The 16,613-nt window shown below is 64.2% G+C and carries 24 protein-coding genes; 17 read left to right on the top strand and 7 right to left on the bottom strand.

The window, feature by feature from the left end; genetic code table 11:
• Nucleotides 1-24: 24 nt before the first annotated feature.
• The 17 genes from ABZ810_RS11720 to ABZ810_RS11640 all read left to right on the top strand — a co-directional run bounded on the left by ABZ810_RS11720 (nucleotide 25) and on the right by ABZ810_RS11640 (nucleotide 13,808).
• Entirely contained in the window at nucleotides 25-690 is a 666-nt protein-coding gene (locus ABZ810_RS11720) for a hypothetical protein (protein WP_358402228.1), read from the top strand.
• Nucleotides 690-1,079 (top strand): hypothetical protein, encoded by a 390-nt coding sequence (locus ABZ810_RS11715; RefSeq protein ID WP_358402226.1) that lies wholly within the window; start codon nucleotides 690-692, stop codon nucleotides 1,077-1,079. The genes ABZ810_RS11720 and ABZ810_RS11715 overlap by 1 nt, the downstream gene beginning before the upstream one ends.
• Nucleotides 1,079-1,372, top strand: a complete 294-nt coding sequence (locus ABZ810_RS11710) for a DUF5403 family protein (protein WP_358402849.1) — start codon at nucleotides 1,079-1,081, stop codon at nucleotides 1,370-1,372. The genes ABZ810_RS11715 and ABZ810_RS11710 overlap by 1 nt, the downstream gene beginning before the upstream one ends.
• Nucleotides 1,369-1,785 (top strand): hypothetical protein, encoded by a 417-nt coding sequence (locus ABZ810_RS11705; RefSeq protein WP_358402224.1) that lies wholly within the window; start codon nucleotides 1,369-1,371, stop codon nucleotides 1,783-1,785. The genes ABZ810_RS11710 and ABZ810_RS11705 overlap by 4 nt, the downstream gene beginning before the upstream one ends.
• Before the next feature lie 61 nt (nucleotides 1,786-1,846).
• Nucleotides 1,847-2,431 (top strand): hypothetical protein, encoded by a 585-nt coding sequence (locus ABZ810_RS11700; RefSeq protein WP_358402222.1) that lies wholly within the window; start codon nucleotides 1,847-1,849, stop codon nucleotides 2,429-2,431.
• A 94-nt stretch (nucleotides 2,432-2,525) separates the two neighbouring features.
• Entirely contained in the window at nucleotides 2,526-2,873 is a 348-nt protein-coding gene (locus ABZ810_RS11695; RefSeq protein ID WP_358402220.1) for a hypothetical protein, read from the top strand.
• The gene (locus tag ABZ810_RS11690) at nucleotides 2,873-3,283 is read left to right on the top strand and encodes a hypothetical protein (RefSeq protein WP_358402218.1); all 411 of its coding nucleotides are present in this window, start codon (nucleotides 2,873-2,875) and stop codon (nucleotides 3,281-3,283) included. Before ABZ810_RS11695 ends, ABZ810_RS11690 begins: the two co-directional genes overlap by 1 nt.
• Nucleotides 3,284-3,341: 58 nt before the next feature.
• A complete protein-coding gene (locus ABZ810_RS11685; protein ID WP_358402216.1) occupies nucleotides 3,342-5,489 on the top strand; it encodes a hypothetical protein in 2,148 nt (715 codons plus the stop codon).
• Nucleotides 5,490-5,512: 23 nt separating this feature from the next.
• Nucleotides 5,513-6,457, top strand: coding sequence for a hypothetical protein (locus tag ABZ810_RS11680; protein ID WP_358402214.1), 945 nt, complete (start codon nucleotides 5,513-5,515; stop codon nucleotides 6,455-6,457).
• Between the two features lie 69 nt (nucleotides 6,458-6,526).
• Nucleotides 6,527-7,903: a hypothetical protein gene (locus ABZ810_RS11675; RefSeq protein ID WP_358402212.1), complete on the top strand. Its 1,377-nt coding sequence runs from the start codon at nucleotides 6,527-6,529 to the stop codon at nucleotides 7,901-7,903.
• Nucleotides 7,904-7,913: 10 nt separating this feature from the next.
• A complete protein-coding gene (locus ABZ810_RS11670; protein ID WP_358402210.1) occupies nucleotides 7,914-9,404 on the top strand; it encodes a hypothetical protein in 1,491 nt (496 codons plus the stop codon).
• A gap of 13 nt (nucleotides 9,405-9,417) precedes the next feature.
• A complete protein-coding gene (locus ABZ810_RS11665; protein WP_358402208.1) occupies nucleotides 9,418-11,427 on the top strand; it encodes an alkaline phosphatase D family protein in 2,010 nt (669 codons plus the stop codon).
• Between the two features lie 69 nt (nucleotides 11,428-11,496).
• Nucleotides 11,497-11,784, top strand: a complete 288-nt coding sequence (locus tag ABZ810_RS11660) for a hypothetical protein (protein WP_358402206.1) — start codon at nucleotides 11,497-11,499, stop codon at nucleotides 11,782-11,784.
• Between the two features lie 8 nt (nucleotides 11,785-11,792).
• Nucleotides 11,793-11,921: a hypothetical protein gene (locus tag ABZ810_RS11655; protein WP_358402205.1), complete on the top strand. Its 129-nt coding sequence runs from the start codon at nucleotides 11,793-11,795 to the stop codon at nucleotides 11,919-11,921.
• Nucleotides 11,921-12,688 (top strand): peptidoglycan-binding protein, encoded by a 768-nt coding sequence (locus tag ABZ810_RS11650; RefSeq protein ID WP_358402203.1) that lies wholly within the window; start codon nucleotides 11,921-11,923, stop codon nucleotides 12,686-12,688. Before ABZ810_RS11655 ends, ABZ810_RS11650 begins: the two co-directional genes overlap by 1 nt.
• A 13-nt stretch (nucleotides 12,689-12,701) precedes the next feature.
• The gene (locus ABZ810_RS11645; protein WP_358402201.1) at nucleotides 12,702-13,001 is read left to right on the top strand and encodes a hypothetical protein; all 300 of its coding nucleotides are present in this window, start codon (nucleotides 12,702-12,704) and stop codon (nucleotides 12,999-13,001) included.
• A gap of 63 nt (nucleotides 13,002-13,064) precedes the next feature.
• Nucleotides 13,065-13,808, top strand: a complete 744-nt coding sequence (locus ABZ810_RS11640; RefSeq protein ID WP_358402199.1) for a C1 family peptidase — start codon at nucleotides 13,065-13,067, stop codon at nucleotides 13,806-13,808.
• Between the two features lie 48 nt (nucleotides 13,809-13,856).
• Here ABZ810_RS11640 and ABZ810_RS11635 read toward each other — a convergent pair whose 3' ends face one another.
• From ABZ810_RS11635 to ABZ810_RS11605, 7 genes are all read right to left on the bottom strand, one after another.
• A complete protein-coding gene (locus tag ABZ810_RS11635) occupies nucleotides 13,857-14,288 on the bottom strand; it encodes a DUF4352 domain-containing protein (RefSeq protein WP_358402197.1) in 432 nt (143 codons plus the stop codon).
• A 107-nt stretch (nucleotides 14,289-14,395) separates the two neighbouring features.
• Nucleotides 14,396-14,800 (bottom strand): hypothetical protein, encoded by a 405-nt coding sequence (locus ABZ810_RS11630; RefSeq protein ID WP_358402195.1) that lies wholly within the window; start codon nucleotides 14,798-14,800, stop codon nucleotides 14,396-14,398.
• 38 nt (nucleotides 14,801-14,838) lie between these two features.
• Entirely contained in the window at nucleotides 14,839-15,051 is a 213-nt protein-coding gene (locus ABZ810_RS11625) for a hypothetical protein (RefSeq protein ID WP_358402193.1), read from the bottom strand.
• A 60-nt stretch (nucleotides 15,052-15,111) separates the two neighbouring features.
• The gene (locus ABZ810_RS11620; protein ID WP_358402191.1) at nucleotides 15,112-15,636 is read right to left on the bottom strand and encodes a hypothetical protein; all 525 of its coding nucleotides are present in this window, start codon (nucleotides 15,634-15,636) and stop codon (nucleotides 15,112-15,114) included.
• Nucleotides 15,637-15,704: 68 nt separating this feature from the next.
• A complete protein-coding gene (locus tag ABZ810_RS11615) occupies nucleotides 15,705-15,974 on the bottom strand; it encodes a hypothetical protein (protein WP_358402189.1) in 270 nt (89 codons plus the stop codon).
• A complete protein-coding gene (locus ABZ810_RS11610; RefSeq protein ID WP_358402187.1) occupies nucleotides 15,975-16,226 on the bottom strand; it encodes a hypothetical protein in 252 nt (83 codons plus the stop codon). It lies immediately after the preceding gene.
• Entirely contained in the window at nucleotides 16,223-16,588 is a 366-nt protein-coding gene (locus tag ABZ810_RS11605) for a hypothetical protein (RefSeq protein ID WP_358402185.1), read from the bottom strand. The genes ABZ810_RS11610 and ABZ810_RS11605 overlap by 4 nt, the downstream gene beginning before the upstream one ends.
• Nucleotides 16,589-16,613: the final 25 nt, after the last annotated feature.

The following is a 16,613-nucleotide window of genomic DNA, read 5'->3' as shown; positions in this document are numbered from 1 at the left end:
CTCCCCTTCACCTGGGGAGATCCCGTGCTCATCACCGCTGCTGAAGTCAGCGTCCAGACCGGCACCGTTTACACGGGTGCGGAGCTGGACAAGGTCAACAGCTTCATCACCAATGTCAGCGACGCCATCGAGGCGTACTGCCGCAAGACCTTCCCCGACCCCGCCCCCGGGGTCATCAAGGCCGTGGCTCTCATTGAGGTTCGCCGGCTTCTCAACTCCGAGCCCGGCGTCTCCAACGAGAAGATCGCAGACCTGTCGAGCGGCTATGCCTACGGCGGGGCCGCGGTCATCCTGTCGAACAGCTCCCTGGACCTCCTCACCAACTACCTTCGGTGGATCTCCCCGAGGTATGGGTCCATCCGGCTCGTCTCACCTGTCCGGGTGTCCGCCGTTCCCCTGCCCACCTTCACTGCACCTCTCTATGTAGAGGGGCCGGCGGATCTGACGATCTCAGGCCGGACGCAGTCCGAGGGTTTGGTTCAGGTGCAGTACAGCTTGGACGCCTTCGACTGGCAGGACCTCGCTATCGCTGAATCGCTAGATCGCAGCGACGGGAGCTTCCCCGCTTGGCGTGCCTCTCTCATGGCCCCAGCAGCCTCCAACACCTACCGGTGGCGTGCGCGGTTCAAGGTCGATGCCGACCCATCGAAGTGGACGCTCGCCCTGACCACGGTGTACGAGGTGCCCTGATGGCGATTCTCGACAAGGCCAACGAGGAGGTAAAGGCGTATCCCATCCGGTACGCCGACGACGGGTACGGCGGGAAGACCCCGACACACCTGGACGCCAACGGCGATCCGCTCCCGTCCGTGGTGTTCAAGTCCTTCATCTTGCCCGTGGGCTTCTCCGGCGCAGGGTGGGCGATCGACGCCCGGATCACTGCGCAGGGCTGGGCGGACGTCAACCGCGTCCGACTTATTTTCAAGCCGGTTAACGGCCAGGTCCCCACCGACAAGTGGGGTCGGCTGGAGTTCCGCGGCCAGGCATGGACTGTGCAGGAAGACCCCCGTGAGTACGTCGGCCTGCGGGCCAGTCAGCGTTACGTCACCCTCACGGCCGAGCTGATGGGGGCTGCGTGATGGCGTACGTAAGAAAGAACCTCGACGAGGTCATCGCCGAGCTGCCGGGAGTGCAAGCCCGTGTGAAGGCCGCGGCTCTCAAGACCGAGGCAAAGATCAAGGTCGCCATCGCTCCGCATTCCAAGACGGGCTACCTGCTTTCCTCGGTGGGCGTCGAGCGCGCCAACTCGAAGGACTACTGGGTCTTTGTCGGCGCTCGCTATGCGGTCCCCGTGAACTTCGGATTCACCCACAACTGGACCAACGAACGGATCAAGGGACTCCATTTCATTAAGGGGGCGATCTACGGATGACACTCGTTCCGAAGCTCCCCGACATGGAGGCCCTAGCCCTCGATCTCCTGAACCACTACATGCCCGGCGAAGCGTCATATGTCGTCACGCCCCAGGCCGACTGGTCCAAGGCCATGCCTTTCGTGTGGGTCGTACGCGTCGGCGGGACAACCGTGAATGCCGTGGTCGACCACGCGATCCTCTCGGTGACTGTCATTGCCGCGCAGCGCAAGCAGGCGTCCGACCTGGCCCGGAAGGTCCAGGCGGCCTTCTACCAGGCCAGCATGGATGCCTACTTCTCAGACGAGGGCGTTGTCTCCTTCTTCGAGACGATCAAGGGCCCCCAGCCTGATCGAGATGGCCTGTCCGGCAAGCACCCGGACTCGCACAACTTCGACGCCACCTACGACCTCTGGGCGCGAGCCCGAACCTGATCCTTCCTTCTTTCTTCTTAGCCCTGCCTTCGGCGGGGCTTTCTCATTTTGGAGGCCCCTGATGGCAGACGCCCCCGTACTGCCGAGTACTGGCTATGTGTTCGTGGCGAACGCCGGTACCGCAATGCCGACTCTCCCGATTGCCAACCCGAAGGTCCCTGGTACCGGATGGGTGTCGATCGGCAACACGAGCCTGGAGAACGGCATCTCCCGTGACGTAGAGGGGGACGACCCCGAGGTCCTGGGGAGCTGGCAGAACCCGGCTCTGAAGACGACCCGCCCGATCAAGACCCGGTCACTGACCCTCAACCTGCTGGACTTCACCGTCGATGCCTACGCCCTCTACTACGGCGGCGGCGTCGTGGTCGGCCCGGACGGCGTCACGCCGGCCACCGAGACCGACACCGTGAAGGCTTTTCAGATCCCGGCCAACGCGGTGCCTCAGGAGAAGGCTCTCCTGATCGTGGCTGTGGACGGCGAGTACCAGGTGGTCGAGCACTACGGCCTGGCGTCGATTATCGGCGCTGGCGCCATTGAGTACGACCCGACTGCGCTGGCGGAGATTCCGGTGACCGCGACCACGCTGAGCCACAACGGCTCCGCGCACACCGGCACCATCTCCGAGCGCCTGAAGTACGTCGCCTGATCCAACCCCCGCCCGGCCTCCGGCCCCTGTTCGCAGATGACAGGGGCCGGGGGTCTTTCTCATCTGCACATCTGCACTTCGAGGAGACACCGACATGACCCTGAGTTTCGCTGACCTGAAGACCAAGGCCGAACAGGCTGAGCGGGAGAAGGGGCAGCCCTTCATCGCCAAGGACGGCAAGGAGCTGTTCCTCCGTCCGCTGCTGCATCTGAACAAGGCCGAGCTGAAGAACGCCCTCGCCCTGGTCGACGTCATCCAGAACGACGACACCTCCTTCCAGCTCCGCCTGGACGCGATGGACCAGATGCTGATCGTCGCCGCAGACCGCAAGAAGGCCATGCGTGACTCAGTCGACAACCTGCCGGCCGAGGCCCGCATGGAGATCTTCAAGGTGTGGATGGAGGCGGCTGAGGGCCCGGAAGCATCAGACTCCACGAGCTGATGGAGAAGCATGGCGGCGAGATCTACGCTGACCTCCTTCGCTACTACGGAGTGGACGTGCACGCCGTCTTCGACGGCTCACTGCCTCCCCGCCATGCCCTCGCGCTTGTGGAGTACCTGCCCATCGAGTCGGCCACGGCAGTGGCCCGCCGGGGCGGAGCTGAGTTCTACGGCTGGGATCGCCAGGCCTACCTCACCGCAGACCTGATCGACGCGGTCCTGCATCTGCACCACGTGACTCTTTCGTCGAATGCGAAGAACCCCAAGAAGGTTCCCACGCCGGACCCATATCCCCGCCCCAAGACCAAGGGGCCCACTGAGCCGGATTTGCTGCTGAGGAAGCTTCGCGGCGAGGGCGCTCCCCCGGCACCAAAGCTCGGACCTGGATCTCTGATCCCCCTCCCGTCCTAGCTCTCTTTTTGACCTCAAACAGCAGTTTGACAGTAGTTGGACGGAAGGAGGTGGACTCATGGCTGGTGCTGGCGGCCACGAAGTCGAGCGGCTTGCAGTAAAGGTCGTTCCAGACACCGGCGGCTTCAGGAAGAAGCTGAAGGCTTTCCTCGAAAAGGCCGAGGCTGAGTCCGAAATCGAGGTTGGCCTCGAACTCAAGGGCGAGAAGAAGGTCAAGGCCAAGCTGGACGCGTTGGCCAAGGACCTCGTTGTCAAGCTCAAGGTCGAGCTGGAGAACGTAGCGGAGGTCCGCCGGCAGCTCGCCACACTGGTCCGCGACCGAGCCGTAAACCTGCATGTCGACGTGGACACGAACTACGTCCAGGCCAAGCTGAACAACCTGGCCCGGAATCGTGCCCTCTCCATTGATGTCGATCTGAAGCTTGACAGGGCCCGTGCTGCCCTCAGGCTTTTTCTGAGAGACCGCCGACTTCGCGTCTTTATTGACATGGACCGGGACAGGTTTGGCACGGCCTTCGAACAGATGGAAGCCATGGTCACCCTGCTCCAGGGGCTCAGCCGAAACATGATGTCGATGGGACGTCAAGCTGGCAATGCAATGGGCCAGGCGTTTCAGCAGGGCACGCAGGGCGCCCGAGGCATGTCCGGAGCAATGGGGTACCTCACAATTGTAGTCCTACCCCTTCTCGTGGCGGCCATTGGCATTCTGGTTGGCGCCCTCATTGGCCTCATCATTGCTGCTGTCGGCGTTGTTGCGGCCCTCCTCGCAGTCGTACCGGTTGTAGGGCTCGTAGCGGCAGGAGCCGTCTATCTCTTCAAGAGCAGTGATAAGCAGGCGAAGGCATTCCGCAAGTCCTTGGACGAGATCAAGAAGACCGCTAAGGACACGCTAGCTTTCGCTGTTCAGCCGATGTCCAAGGCCATCGCCAAGCAGGTTCCACTTGTCGACAAGTGGATTACCTCCATGACGGGGCCGCTACGGCAGGCATTTTTGGGTGCGTCCAAGTACGTGGACGAACTTGCGGATGCGCTTATGGGTTTCAGTAGCCAGGCGTTGGCCGGCGTGGCTAATGCTCTCAAGAACCCGGGGATGCAGAAGGCGATCGTCGGCCTCAAGACCTTGTTCGAGGAACTCGGTACCGGAATTGGTGGATTTTTCGAGACCCTCGCATTCGGCGGAGCCGACCACGGCAAGACGCTAGCCGCTTTGGGTGAGGCGCTCCGGAAGCTCCTTGACCAGTTCGCGGAGCTGGGCAATGCCTTCGCAACGGTGTCCCCAGAGATCATTTCGAGTCTGACAGAGGCTCTGTCCATGCTATTCGAAACTCTCAAGGACCCGAAGACTCTCGCAGCGCTGGCCCAGTTCGCTGACTTCTCGTTCCAAGCCATCGCCGGATTCTTGATGACAATCGTTCTGGGCATTCGGGTACTGATCGAGAACTGGAACCGCCTCGTCGCAATCACGAACTCGGCTGCTACGAACATCAAGGCCGCCTGGGATGGATTGGTGAACTGGGTGAGGGCCAAGTGGAGTTCCCTGAGGCAGAGCGTGGTTAGCACTGCTTCCGGCATGAAGGCCGGCGTGGTTGGCCAATGGAACTCCCTGGTCTCCAGCGTCCAGGGCATCATGGGCCGATTCGCCGGATGGATCTCCGGAATATGGGCTCGGATCACCGGGGCGAACCGTTCAGGAGCCAACAATTCCAAGGCTGCGGCAATTGGCCCCTTCAACGGCCTGGCTTCCGCCATTGCCGGGGTGATGGGGCGAATCCAGGGCATCGTCAATGGAGCCTGGTCTGTGATCTCCGGTATCGTCGGCCGAATCTCGGGCGCCATCAGCGGAGCCATCAGCCGGGCGTCGCAACTGAAGGGCCTTCTCGACAAGGTGCCATTCTTCGCGCCTGCCCCCGACGCACCTGAAGACGCGTCCAAGCCGACCTTTAGGGGTGACCCCCCGCCTGCGGGAGGCTCCGCGTCCTTCAAGGCGTTCTCGATGTTCGACTCCGTCGATCAGCTCTCGAAGCTCGGTTCCGGGCTTAGCACGAAGTACAAGGCGGCGAACACTGAAGGCCCAACCGTCTCGGGCAATTCCGATTCCCTCGCTACGAAGGTCTACAACTTCACGACGTACGCCGCACCAAATGAGCCGGTCGAGAAGCAGTTTGTGAAGTGGATGGATTACGCCGACACCCTCTATGCAGCTTAGGAGTTCCTGTGGATTATGCGCCAATGGTCACCCTCGAAGGGGTGGATGGATCTCAGTTCGCCCTTTCGGCCATTGGTTCCACCGGGAACATCTGGCTGAACAAGGGAGCCAAGGGCCTGGACATGCCGGTCTTCGACGTCCAGGTCGACAGGTTCCCTCGTCTCGCTGGTTCGGTCCCCCGCTCTGCGCGGGGGGCCGACCGGGAGATCTTTCTTCCACTGACCATCTGGGGTGAGTCGCGGCCCGAAGCCGTGGCCACCAAGCGCCGGCTTATGCGGGCCCTGCCCCCGACCCGCATGTGGCAGCGCATGGCGAAGCTTGTCGTCGCCGAGGTCTCTGCGTCCGGCGCGCTGGAAGCGCATCGCGAGATCGAGGTCTACTACGGCGGCGGCCTGGAAGGCGACGAGGGCACCGAGAACGGGCTCAACTGGATGAAGTTCGGTCTGGTCCTTCAGACGATCGACCCGTACTTCCGGGCCCAGAGCGACATCAGGGTTCCGTTCGCCAGCTACGGCCTGACTCGCGACTTCTTTCCTCCTGAAGGGGAGTCGTTCGTCTCCAAGGACGGGCTCTCCGGCGGCTTTAAGCTCAGTCCCTCCCCGACGTTCACCCCAGCCATCACGGTCAACAACGCCGGTGATGAGCCGGTCTACCCGACCTGGACGTTCGTGGGCCCGACAGCGGGCCCGTTCAACCTGGTCCGCGGTGCCACCGCCTACAGCGACGAAGAGATTCTGAGCGTCAGGTCTCTCACGCTGGCGGCTGGCCAGTCAGCGACCCTCGTGACCGAGCCGGGCCGGGTGGAACTGACGACGTCGGCCGGCGCTTCGGCCGTCTGGTCGAGCCTCGCCGTTAATCCACGGTTCTGGGCTCTGGACCCCGGCCCGAACGAGGTCTCAATCGTCGACCTGTCTACCGAGCCTGCATCGGTCTCGATCACCTTCCGCCCCAAGTACCTGGGAATGTAAATGGCCACCTCGTTCACTCTGCATGTCCGAGAGAGGCCCCTAGCCCCGAGCCTGAGCGCCAAGGCTCCCATGCCATTGATCGGCCGGATCGACGGCTTCTTGTCCTTTGAGAGCATCGAACGGCACCTGGACGTCGGGGCCTGGACGCTGACCCTGCCCGCCAAGTCCGCGGATGCGGAGCTGATCAGGCCGGGCCGGGGGATCACCGTCTTTCTGGACTCCAATCCCGACTCTGTGGCCTTTTCAGGCCCGATCCGTTCCATCAAGGTCTCCACCACTCAGGAGACCGGCGGCGACGGCCTCATGACCGTCTCCGGCGTCTGCGACAACGTCATCGTGCGCGAGCGCCTCGGGCGTATCCAGCCGCGCAGCATCTACGCCCGCGAGGACGAGACCGTTCGTCAGTGGCAGCCGGTCGTCTACTCCGGAGGCGCTTATCGCGCCCCGGTCAACTCCGGCGAGTTCATCTGGGGCCTGCTGGCAGAGAACCTGATCTGCCCCGAGCTGGTCTCCGGCGGCGACACTTCTCGTCGCATCCGCTACCTGGACATGACCCGAGACTGCCCAGCATCGATCTCTGCCCTAGCTGCCGATGACCTGTGGCAGTCCTACCCCGTGCAGATGTCTGCCGTCGAGGATGCTGTCTGGGATCTGGCCCGGCTCACCGGGCTTACTGTCCGGTTCCGCTACGACGCCACCACCGGCCTGATCAAGCCGACCATCCGCCCGTCCATCGACCTCAGTCAGACCATCGTGTTCGACGAGGCCGCGGGGAACCTGGCGGGCTACGAGTTCACCTCCGAGGCCCCGACCAACACCCGGGTTTTCTTGGCCGGCGCAACCCCTGCGACAGACGGCGGACGCCGGTTCTACGAGCTGCGGCGCAGCGACCTGTGGAATCCCCCTGGCTGGCAGGACATCGACACCACCAGCAACCCGGCCCTGTGGAGCGATCCGTGGTGGGGCCGCAAGGCCATCGAGGTCGAATGGGGCGTCACCGCTGAGGGCTACGTCGACGTACGAGAGACCAAGTGGGCCTACCAGTCCAACCCCGCGTCCCCCGGCGCCGCCCTACCTCCTCCGCCTGGTTCGGCGGAACGGCGCCTGTTTGACCGTCAGGCCCTGGCCTACCTGGTTGAGAACACCCAGCGCGGCCTGGTCACCCTGGACGCCCTCGACACCGACAAGTGCCGCTACGGGCTGCACTACAACATCGGCGACACCGTGCGGGCGCTGCTCAACACCAGCGCACTACCCGAGTCGATGCTCGACGCCGATGGGCTGCTTCGACAGCCAATCCAAGAGGTCCGCATTGCTTGCTCCGCTGACGAGATGTGGCTAATTCAGCCCAAGGTCGGCGGCGACGAATCCTCGTCCACGCCTTACGTGTACCGGATGATCCGGCGCCTCCGGCGACAGGTCGAGGCCACTAAAAACCGCTACTAGGAGTTCCCCCATGGCTGATCCCACGGTGACCGAGCGGGCTTATCCGTTCGCTGAAGGTCCCGGCGAGTATGTGACTGAGGACGACTGGGCGGCAATGACGACCGGTTTCCAGGACGACGGTGTGTACGGCCACCCTGGCACGCTGGACCTGAAGATTCAGCCGGGCCCCGACCCCAACACCATCCAGATCAACATCGGCGACGCCCAGCTCTCCGGATTCCACTACCGGCTGACCGCGCCCAAGGTCATCAGCACCGTGGCCAACGCCGGGACAACTGACCGTCTCGACGCCGTGGTGCTCCAGCTCGATCGTGAGACCAAGGAGATCCTGCCCGTTCTGCTGGCGGGGTCAGGCGTTTGGGAGATCGGTAGCGACCGCTGCCCGATCGGCATCTGGAAGCAGCCGCCGGCCTCGGCCGTCACGGCTGAGTACTGGGGCGAGGCCACCGATGCTCGTTGGTTCATCGGCAACCGTGTCCGGCCCTACATGGAGTCCGCGATTCCGCCGGCGAAGCCAGGCGCCCTCATTTTCGACCCCACCGAGGACGGCAACGGCACGGTATTGCTCGGCCGGCTGGACTCCAACGGGACCCCTTACTGGGCTCCGTGGTACCCGCTCGCCTCCGAGCGAGCGGAGGTCAAGGTTGCCTGGAGCGACAGCGACCAGACGACCAAGTCGACCTCGTTCACGGCGGGTAGCCCTCAGGTTTCGACCACGTTCGAGGCTCCGCCCTCTGGCCGGGTCCTGATCAACGTCAACGCACAACTCGAAGCCGATGGCCCGGCTTCGGCCTACGTCGGGTTCGAGATCCGCAACACCAACGCCTCCGGGGCAGTGGTCCGCAGCGCGGCCCAGAACGACTCCGCAGCCGTCCAGGAGGGGAGTTTCGTCTCCTCGTCGGTTCGCAGGCTCGTCACCGGTCTGACTCCGGGTGCGACCTACTTCGTCCGGACCATGCACAGCAGCAGCAACGCGACCTACAACGCGAAGATCTTCTTCCGCTACCTGATGGTCGAACCCGTTTACACGGACGTTGCTCCTGGCGGGGAGGGCGGCGGCGGGGGCCTTCAGCCCTCGCAGGTGGTCCTCACTTCCGGTGGTTCGATCATCCGAATCCCAGACGGCGACACGGCCACCCGGGCGCTGCAAATCCGGGTCCCAGCCGGCGACCGGTCCAGCGCTGTCGACTCCTTCGCCATCGTCCGCAACGACGGCACCGACGCCTCTCCCAACTGGGTGCGGGTCACCTACATGGACCCCAATGGCGACCTTCGTGTCACCCCCAGCGGACCAGACCGCGTCGGCATCGCTGTGAACACGCGCAGCGGCCAGACAGCCAACCCGATCGAAGTCCGGAACGCCGCCACCACTCCAGTGGCCGGCTTCGACGGCAACGGACGACTGTTCGCCCCGAACTTCGTTCCCGTCCTGGTGCTCGGGGCGGGTGACCCCGTCCCGGCGGACACCGCCCCGGGAACGCTCATCTTCCGCTCGGCCTAAGAAAGAAGGAACCATGAGGCTTGCTCAGCTCGGCGACGGGATCGCCAACGGTGCCGCAGTCACCTCCAGCAATTCCGGCCGCCGGGCGGGCACGCCCATCGAGCTGGTCACCCTCGGCACCGGCTGCGCCATCACGGCCGACACCTCCAAGGCATTCCTCGGAGGCGCCTCAGTTCACGTGACCACCACGGCGGGCCAGAACGCCTACCTGCGCTGGCAGCGGTCGTTCCGCACCTCCGCCCCCTCCAGGGCCGCCACGATGTGGCTCTGGTTCGACTCCAACCCGGCGGCTTCGACGTCGGTCCTGTTCCTCTCCAACACCTCGATTCAGCGGTGCATGGAGATCCGAGTCGTTTCCACCGGCCACGTGCGGGCCTACGACTCAGCGGGGACCACGGTCGCCTCCACAACGACTCCAATCGCGCTCGGCCAGTGGGTTCGGGTCGACGTGAGCTTCGTCCTGGACGCCACCAACGGCTCGGTCCAGCTCGACCTGCGCAACGACCCGCTGTCCCCAACGCCCACCGAGTCGGTTGCCCCGGTCACCGGCCGGAACTTCCGGACCGGGGTGGACAACGAGGTCCTGATCGGCACGGTCAACGGCTCGACGGCCGCGCAGTCCTACTGGATTCAGGCGTACCTGTCCGACCAGGGCCCGGCCCCGTTCGGGACGGGCTTTCTTCTTTCTGGATGGGTAGGGAACGTCTCCAAGACGGCTGCCACGGTCACTGCCCGCGTGGTTGGGGCCGGCACTGTCCGTGTTAAGGCGTCGACCGCTTCGGATCTGTCCGAGAGCCCGGTCTACTCCAGCTCGGCGACGCCGGACGCAGACGGCGTGGTTCGCCTCAACGTTTCCGGGCTGACTGAGGACTCGCGGTACTTCTACGGCTTCGAGGTCGACGGAACCGTGGACTCGCCCATGAACGGCGAGTTCCAGACCCTGCCCGGCGCCGGCCCGGTCTCCTTTTCCTTCGCTGCGGCGAGCTGCGCGAGGACCTGGTCCAACTCCGCGGCCTTCGATGCCATCCGGAACTACGTCTCCCCGGCTGGTAAGTCCCCGCTGTTCTTCGCCCACCTAGGCGACCTGCACTACGAGGACCTGGGCATCAACGACCAGTCCCGGTGGCACGCGGCTATGGATCATGTGATGACCTCGCCGAGGCAGAACGAGTTCTACCGGAAGATCAACGTCCCGTACATCTGGTCGGACCACGACTTCAGCCACCCGAACGCGGACGGGAGCGGAGCAGGCGGACCGGCGGCCCAGGCCGTCTACCGGTCCAGGGTTCCGCACTACCCGCTCGCCGTAGGCGACGGGAAGGGCATCTACCACTCCTTCGCCGTCTCCGACGAGGTCTTGTTCATCGTCACTGACGGCCGGTCCTACATGGACCCGATCGCTGATCCGGATGACGCCACCAAGACCAAGCTCGGCTCGGTTCAGAAGCAGTGGCTCATGGACCAGCTCGCCAACCCGGACTACCTGCTGAAGATCTGGCTTCACGAAGACGCCTGGGCGAACGGGACTACCTACGTCGGAGACGACACCTGGTCTGCCTACTCGACCGAGCGCGCGGAGATCGCGGCCCACATCACCAGCTCGGACGCGAACGTGGCCTACATCCACGGCGACCTTCACGTCCTGGCCGCCGACGACGGTTCACACGTGGCCGGCGGCTTCCCGGTGTTCGTCGCCTCTCCCCTGGACCAGACGAGCTACCTGGGCAACGGCACCTACTCGGCAGGTACGTACCCCACGTACGACTCCGAGGCACCCGAGTACTTCCAGCAGTTCGGGATCTTCGACGTTGACTGGAACGGCAGCTCCCTCTCCCTGACCTACAAGGGCATGGACGCCGGCGGCAACATCCGCATCACCCAGACCAACACCTGGGCGATCCCAGCCGACTCCGACTGGTCCATCTGGGACGGCACCAACGAAGTCCCATCGGTTCTCGAAGGCCTATGGGACGGAGAGGTTGTTGTCCCTGTCGAGTTCGAGCAGATCTTCCCGGGCGTCTAAGTACTTCTTTCTTCTTTCACTGTTGGGCCCCGGCCTCCACCGGGGCCCTTCTAATTCCTAGGAACTTACATGGCCGAGCGTGAATCCGAGGGCGGGGTGTTCATCCCCACCGAACGCATCTACGACCTGCTCCGCGAATCCATCGACCGGACCAACGAGCGACTCACCGAGATTCGCTCCGACATCCGCTCCATGAGCGAGCAGACGAGCGAGACCACTAGTCAAGTGAAGGACCACGAGGACCGAATTCGCGAGGTCGAAAGGTGGAAGAACCGCATGCCGGCCACCGCACTCACCGCGCTCCTCGCCGCCGTGGCAAGCATCGTCACCGGCTACCTGAAGATCACCGGAAAGTAGGAGAACTCATGCCCGAAGAGATGCCTGACCTTCCCGAGCCGAAGGCCGAGGCCACTCAGGAAGACGAGGACGCCGTGCTGCGGAAGCTGTATGGCGAACCGAACGCCGATGGCGTTTTCGACGGGGAGGAGAAGTAATGGGTACCGCCGCCGCAATGCTGGCCGAGGCTCGCAAGTCCCTGGGCATGTCGGGCCGCCCCAACACCATCACCAAGGACTACGCCAAGCGCCACGGAAACGCGTTCCTGAACGCGGCTTGGTGCGATATGGGGGTTACCTACTGGGCCCGTAAGAGCGGCAACGAGAAGGCCGTTCTGCCGAATGGCGACCGGGCCTACACCGTGTGGCACGCCCAGGACTTCCAGAAGATTGGGAAGTGGCACACCGGCACGGTTGAGAACCTCAACAAGGCCAAGCCTGGCGACATCGTCTTTTTCGACTGGGGCAACACCAACTCGGTGGGCGCCATCGACCACGTCGGTGTCATTGAGAAGGTCCTCGGCGGGGGTCGAGTCCAGACCATCGAGGCCAACACCGGGAACGCCTGCAAGCGGCGCATCCGCGGTGCCACCGAGATCGCGGGCTACGGCCGTCCGGCGTACGGCGCTGCGGCGTCCAAGCCGCCGGCCTCCAAGCCGAGCAAGCCCAAGCCTGCGCCGAAGCCGTCCAAGGCCCCGGCGTTCCCCGGGGTTTACCTGCGCTACCCGCCGCTGAAGAAGTCCGAGACCTGCCGGAAGTGGCAGGAGCAGATGAAGAAGCGCGGCTGGAAGATCGTCGTTGACGGTCTCTACGGCGCTGACTCCAAGTCCGTGTGCAAGCGGTTCCAGCGCGAGAAGGGCCTGTCCGAGGACGGCGTGGTCGGCCCCTCCACCTGGCGCCTGTCCTGGGAAGCCCCCATCACCTGAAAGGAGGTGCGTCATGGCCGGTAGGCACCGCAAGCCCCGCAGGGTCGACCTGTCCGACGAGGCAGGCTGGTTCCGAGACGAGGTCGTTCCCGACCTAGCCGAAGACGGCAAGCTCTCCAAGGCCAACGCCGACCGCCTCAAGCGCGTCGTCCTGGCCCTCGTCGAGGGCGCAGTCCTGGCCGCGCTGATCACGGCCGGCCCTGCCGTTTGGTCCGAGATCCAGAGCGGGAACCACAACCTCCCGTCGCTGCTCAACACGGGTGGCACCGTCGCGGTTGCGGCCGTGTTCGCCTTCCTCCGGGCCTCCAAGTAACGAAGCCGTGTAAACGCCTCGCCCCTTCGGGGGCGGGGCTCTTTCTTTTTGAGAGGACCCCCTGTGGCGATCTTCTACGACCCCCTACAGCCGGAAGGCATTCCGAACCCTGCCCTCGGGCTCGGCCGGTACGTCTACCACGACGACCGGAGCAAGGCCTACCCGTTCACAGCGCCTGCCCCGGTGCCGTGTACCTGCGGGTGTCCGCACTGCTGCAAGAAGGACTCCTCGATCATCGCAAGCATCCTCTGGGAGCCGGTGATCCCGGCTCTGAACCAGGGCTCGCTAGGGAGCTGCACGGGCATGTCGATGGCACACCTTTTGGCCTCCCCGAGCGCGGGACGCGCTCCCCTGATGCTGTCCGTCGACGAGCGCTTGGCGATCGACATCTACTCCGGCGGAACTCGCCTGGACGACATCCCTGGGACGTACCCGCCCGTGGACACCGGCTGTTCCGGCCTGGGCGTGATGAAGTACGCGCGAAGCCGCGGCTGGGTCTCCGGATATAGGCACGCGTTCTCGCTCGACCAGGTTCTCCTGGCCCTCCAGACCACTCCCATGCTGTTCGGGCTGATCTGGCGCCGGGACATGTACTCGCCGGCCGAAGACGGCCTGGTGAGCTACACCGGCACGAACGTGGGCGGACACGAGGTTGTCCTGATCGGCTGCGACGTCGATTCCAAGACACTGATGTTCCGGAACTCCTGGGGCCCCAACTGGGGTGTCTCCGGGAACTTCCGTATGACCTACGCAGACTTCGCCTCTGCGCTTGCCGACCGTGGCGACGCGACGATCCCCATCTGGTGAAGAAAGAAGCCCCCTCCCTTCGGGAGGGGGTCTTTCGTCGTTCCAGGGCTACTTCAAGGTGGTGATGCTGACGATCTCTTCGCCCATGGCGTTGGTGAAGCTGACCTTGACGAGCGCCTTCTTGGTCTCGAAGTAGACCTGACCGCTGACCTTGACTCCAGCGGCGATCATGCTCGTCTTCAGCTCTCCCGGATTGCCAGTGATCGTGGACTGATGCTCCTCGCTCGCACCATCCAATGCCTTGAAGTAGAGGGGGTTCACGTCGAGCTTCTTGTCCGACCCGTTGGTGAGAACGACCTTGATCACCCCTGGCCGCACCTTCCTGGCCACCAACTTGATGGGGCTCTCGGCTTGCGTCTCCTGGACTGCGGCTCTCGGCTTAGCGGTGTTGTCCGGGCTGATGCCCGGCTCGGTGGTTCCCCCACAGGCGCTCAATCCCAGGACGGTTCCCAGGACGACCCCCACGACACCCTTGTTCATGCGCTCTCCTTCGCGATCAGCGAGAGAGTAGCCAGCACCACCGACTGTTTCGTCCAGATACACCCGCCCCCGGCCGGATTCGGCCGGGGGCCTTTCGTCGTTTTAGGTCAGTGGCCATAGACGAAGTGGTTGAACACCGTCTCGGCGTCGGCCTGGCTCGGGAAGAACCTGGTGCGGAAGATCTGGCTCTCCAGAGCCGTGCCGTCCTCGTAGGCCCGGAGGACGAACCATCGGCCCGTGCTCCCACGCACCTCGTAGAGATACCCCTTGGCCCGGTCCCGGAGGACCCTCCTGACACGCCGGCCCTTATCCGATTCAGGGTTGTACGGGTACCAGGAGGAGAGGTCGTCGGCTGTGATCTCTCGCTTGTCGATCCGAACGAGCTTCGTCAGCGGAAAGCGGACCTCTCGGCCGTCGTCCAGCTCGATCACGACTTCGCCGTCCATCCGCCGGCCCCGGTTCACGCCCTGCATGCCGGGCCGGAAGGCATTGTGCATCTCGATCAGCTCCACTCGGGAGCCACCCCAGATCGCGTTACCACCGTGAGCCATCAGGAGTGCTCCTTCATCGCCTCGGAGCGACGCAAGTAGGCGTCCCAGGCGTTGTGCTTGTCCCTCGCGGCCCAGAGCTGCACTTCGGGGTCCTCGTCGGGGAAGGTGTAGATCAGCAGGAGATCCATGTTCGGCAGCTCGGCGAGCGTGAGCGTCTCGTCGTTCTCGTGGTCAGCGGTGTAGTCCAGGACGGTCAGGATCTTGGGGTCCATGCGTCTCCTCTCGACAACAAAGGGCCCCGGCATTCGCCGGGGCCCGTGATCTGTCTGGGGTTAGAGAGTGCGCCACTTCTGGAGCATCTTCTTCCTGAGGCGCTCCTCGATCTCGGCCATCTCCTGGCCGTGGATGCGCTCGTAGTCCTGAACGTCCCTGCCGATCTCGTCCAGCACGTCCCTGATCAAGTCGGGACAGCACTGGTACATGAGCTTCAGGTAGAGGCCCGCGCCGGCGCTGTTGAGCGGGACGGCCAGGCTTACCTCCGAGAGCGCGAAGACCATCTCAGCCGCCGTCGCTGGCCGCGTGTCCTCGCCCTTGACCCGCCTGTCGAGCAGCTCTGAGACGTATCCCCGGTAGAGCAGCTCGGGCATCGGCCGCGGGAAGTGCGCTGTCATGAGCAGTTTGAACGACTTCCAGATCGGACCGGGCTCCTTGGTAAGCCTTCCGCCCTCGTCCCACTCAGGAGGGCACTCACCGTGCCGCTCCATCGCTGACTTGATCTCCTCCTCGGCGATCTCCATCTGCCGGAAGATGGGTGCGGTTTCGTTCTCCAGGCTGGTCACCAGCTCGTTGAGGTCCATGGCTCCTTCTCTGTGGGCATCAAAAAAAGCCGGACTGTCGTCCGGCTGAGGAAGAAAGAAGGTGTGGGTTAGCTGAAGGCCCCCAGGTCGTCCAGCTCCATCTGGACCCTGATCGAGCGCCCCTTCTCGGAGGCGTACTCGATCACGAAGGGGATCTCCTTAGCCGCCATCCGATGCCACTTGGCCGACTTCACGAACTGGTCCCAGAAGTCCGTCTCCGTCAGGTCGGCCGCGAACTCGCACGCGGCCTTGGTCCGGACCTCCTCTGGATCACAGGCGTGGCGGGCCATGAAGTAGCTCTCGTCCAGCTCGACAGTCAGTTCGAAGCGGAGCTTCACTCACTCCCCTCTCGCGTCGCGGTACAGGAACGCCGTTGGGTCGCGGAGCCACTCGCCGTAGTCCGCGGTGGTGCGCGGCCCGCCCGACTCCTCCAGGCACAGCGCGATCAGTTTCACGGCGTCGCTGACGAGAAGGTGTAGCTCCGCCATCGCGTCGCCCCAGTCCTCGTCCTGCGCATGGATCTCGACCTGGGACACGTAGCCGGGCAGCTCGCCCAGCAGCTCGTCAATCTGGTCCGTGCGCTCGCTCACTCCTCGTCCTTCCAGGGCTGGGTGCCGTGCTCGCCCTCGTGCGCCTTGGTGATGTCGTTCGGGTCGTCCACCAGGCCCGACCAGCCAACGGCGTCGCAGCGGAACCACTGGCCCTCGATGCGGACCAGGTCTCCCACCGACAGGGTGCGCAGCTCGCGGCGGAAGTAGTCGTCGCTCTTGTTGTCCACGCCGTTGCCGACCCTGAAGGCGTCCTCGGCGACGTCGCTCAGGGTGTAACCGGGCAGCGGAGCGGTGTTGTACTCGAAGACCTTCACCACGTTGTGGTCCGGCTGGTAGCCGAAGAAGCCCAGCAGCCGTCCGCTGTCGTCCTTGGCCACGTTGTGGAAGATCTCAACCTTCATGCGCTTCCTCTCTCAGCAAGAAGCC

Origin of the sequence: Spirillospora sp. NPDC047279 (genome assembly GCF_040643285.1) — a bacterium.
Taxonomy (GTDB): Bacteria; Actinomycetota; Actinomycetes; order Streptosporangiales; family Streptosporangiaceae; genus Spirillospora.
The sequence above is the reverse complement of the archived record's forward strand: the minus strand, read 5'-3'. Positions and strand labels throughout refer to the sequence as shown.

What these genes read in the sequence shown, in the direction of transcription:
- ABZ810_RS11710 (WP_358402849.1), top strand. Translation starts at nt 1,079, where the DNA reads ATGGCGTACGTAAGAAAGAACCTCGACGAGGTCATCGCCGAGCTGCCG.
- ABZ810_RS11635 (WP_358402197.1), bottom strand. Translation starts at nt 14,288, where the DNA reads ATGAACAAGGGTGTCGTGGGGGTCGTCCTGGGAACCGTCCTGGGATTG.
- ABZ810_RS11715 (WP_358402226.1), top strand. Translation starts at nt 690, where the DNA reads ATGGCGATTCTCGACAAGGCCAACGAGGAGGTAAAGGCGTATCCCATC.
- ABZ810_RS11705 (WP_358402224.1), top strand. Translation starts at nt 1,369, where the DNA reads ATGACACTCGTTCCGAAGCTCCCCGACATGGAGGCCCTAGCCCTCGAT.
- ABZ810_RS11670 (WP_358402210.1), top strand. Translation starts at nt 7,914, where the DNA reads ATGGCTGATCCCACGGTGACCGAGCGGGCTTATCCGTTCGCTGAAGGT.
- ABZ810_RS11605 (WP_358402185.1), bottom strand. Translation starts at nt 16,588, where the DNA reads ATGAAGGTTGAGATCTTCCACAACGTGGCCAAGGACGACAGCGGACGG.
- ABZ810_RS11645 (WP_358402201.1), top strand. Translation starts at nt 12,702, where the DNA reads ATGGCCGGTAGGCACCGCAAGCCCCGCAGGGTCGACCTGTCCGACGAG.
- ABZ810_RS11660 (WP_358402206.1), top strand. Translation starts at nt 11,497, where the DNA reads ATGGCCGAGCGTGAATCCGAGGGCGGGGTGTTCATCCCCACCGAACGC.
- ABZ810_RS11665 (WP_358402208.1), top strand. Translation starts at nt 9,418, where the DNA reads ATGAGGCTTGCTCAGCTCGGCGACGGGATCGCCAACGGTGCCGCAGTC.
- ABZ810_RS11655 (WP_358402205.1), top strand. Translation starts at nt 11,793, where the DNA reads ATGCCCGAAGAGATGCCTGACCTTCCCGAGCCGAAGGCCGAGGCCACT.
- ABZ810_RS11675 (WP_358402212.1), top strand. Translation starts at nt 6,527, where the DNA reads ATGCCATTGATCGGCCGGATCGACGGCTTCTTGTCCTTTGAGAGCATC.
- ABZ810_RS11690 (WP_358402218.1), top strand. Translation starts at nt 2,873, where the DNA reads ATGGAGAAGCATGGCGGCGAGATCTACGCTGACCTCCTTCGCTACTAC.
- ABZ810_RS11620 (WP_358402191.1), bottom strand. Translation starts at nt 15,636, where the DNA reads ATGGACCTCAACGAGCTGGTGACCAGCCTGGAGAACGAAACCGCACCC.
- ABZ810_RS11650 (WP_358402203.1), top strand. Translation starts at nt 11,921, where the DNA reads ATGGGTACCGCCGCCGCAATGCTGGCCGAGGCTCGCAAGTCCCTGGGC.
- ABZ810_RS11625 (WP_358402193.1), bottom strand. Translation starts at nt 15,051, where the DNA reads ATGGACCCCAAGATCCTGACCGTCCTGGACTACACCGCTGACCACGAG.
- ABZ810_RS11680 (WP_358402214.1), top strand. Translation starts at nt 5,513, where the DNA reads ATGGTCACCCTCGAAGGGGTGGATGGATCTCAGTTCGCCCTTTCGGCC.
- ABZ810_RS11685 (WP_358402216.1), top strand. Translation starts at nt 3,342, where the DNA reads ATGGCTGGTGCTGGCGGCCACGAAGTCGAGCGGCTTGCAGTAAAGGTC.
- ABZ810_RS11695 (WP_358402220.1), top strand. Translation starts at nt 2,526, where the DNA reads ATGACCCTGAGTTTCGCTGACCTGAAGACCAAGGCCGAACAGGCTGAG.
- ABZ810_RS11700 (WP_358402222.1), top strand. Translation starts at nt 1,847, where the DNA reads ATGGCAGACGCCCCCGTACTGCCGAGTACTGGCTATGTGTTCGTGGCG.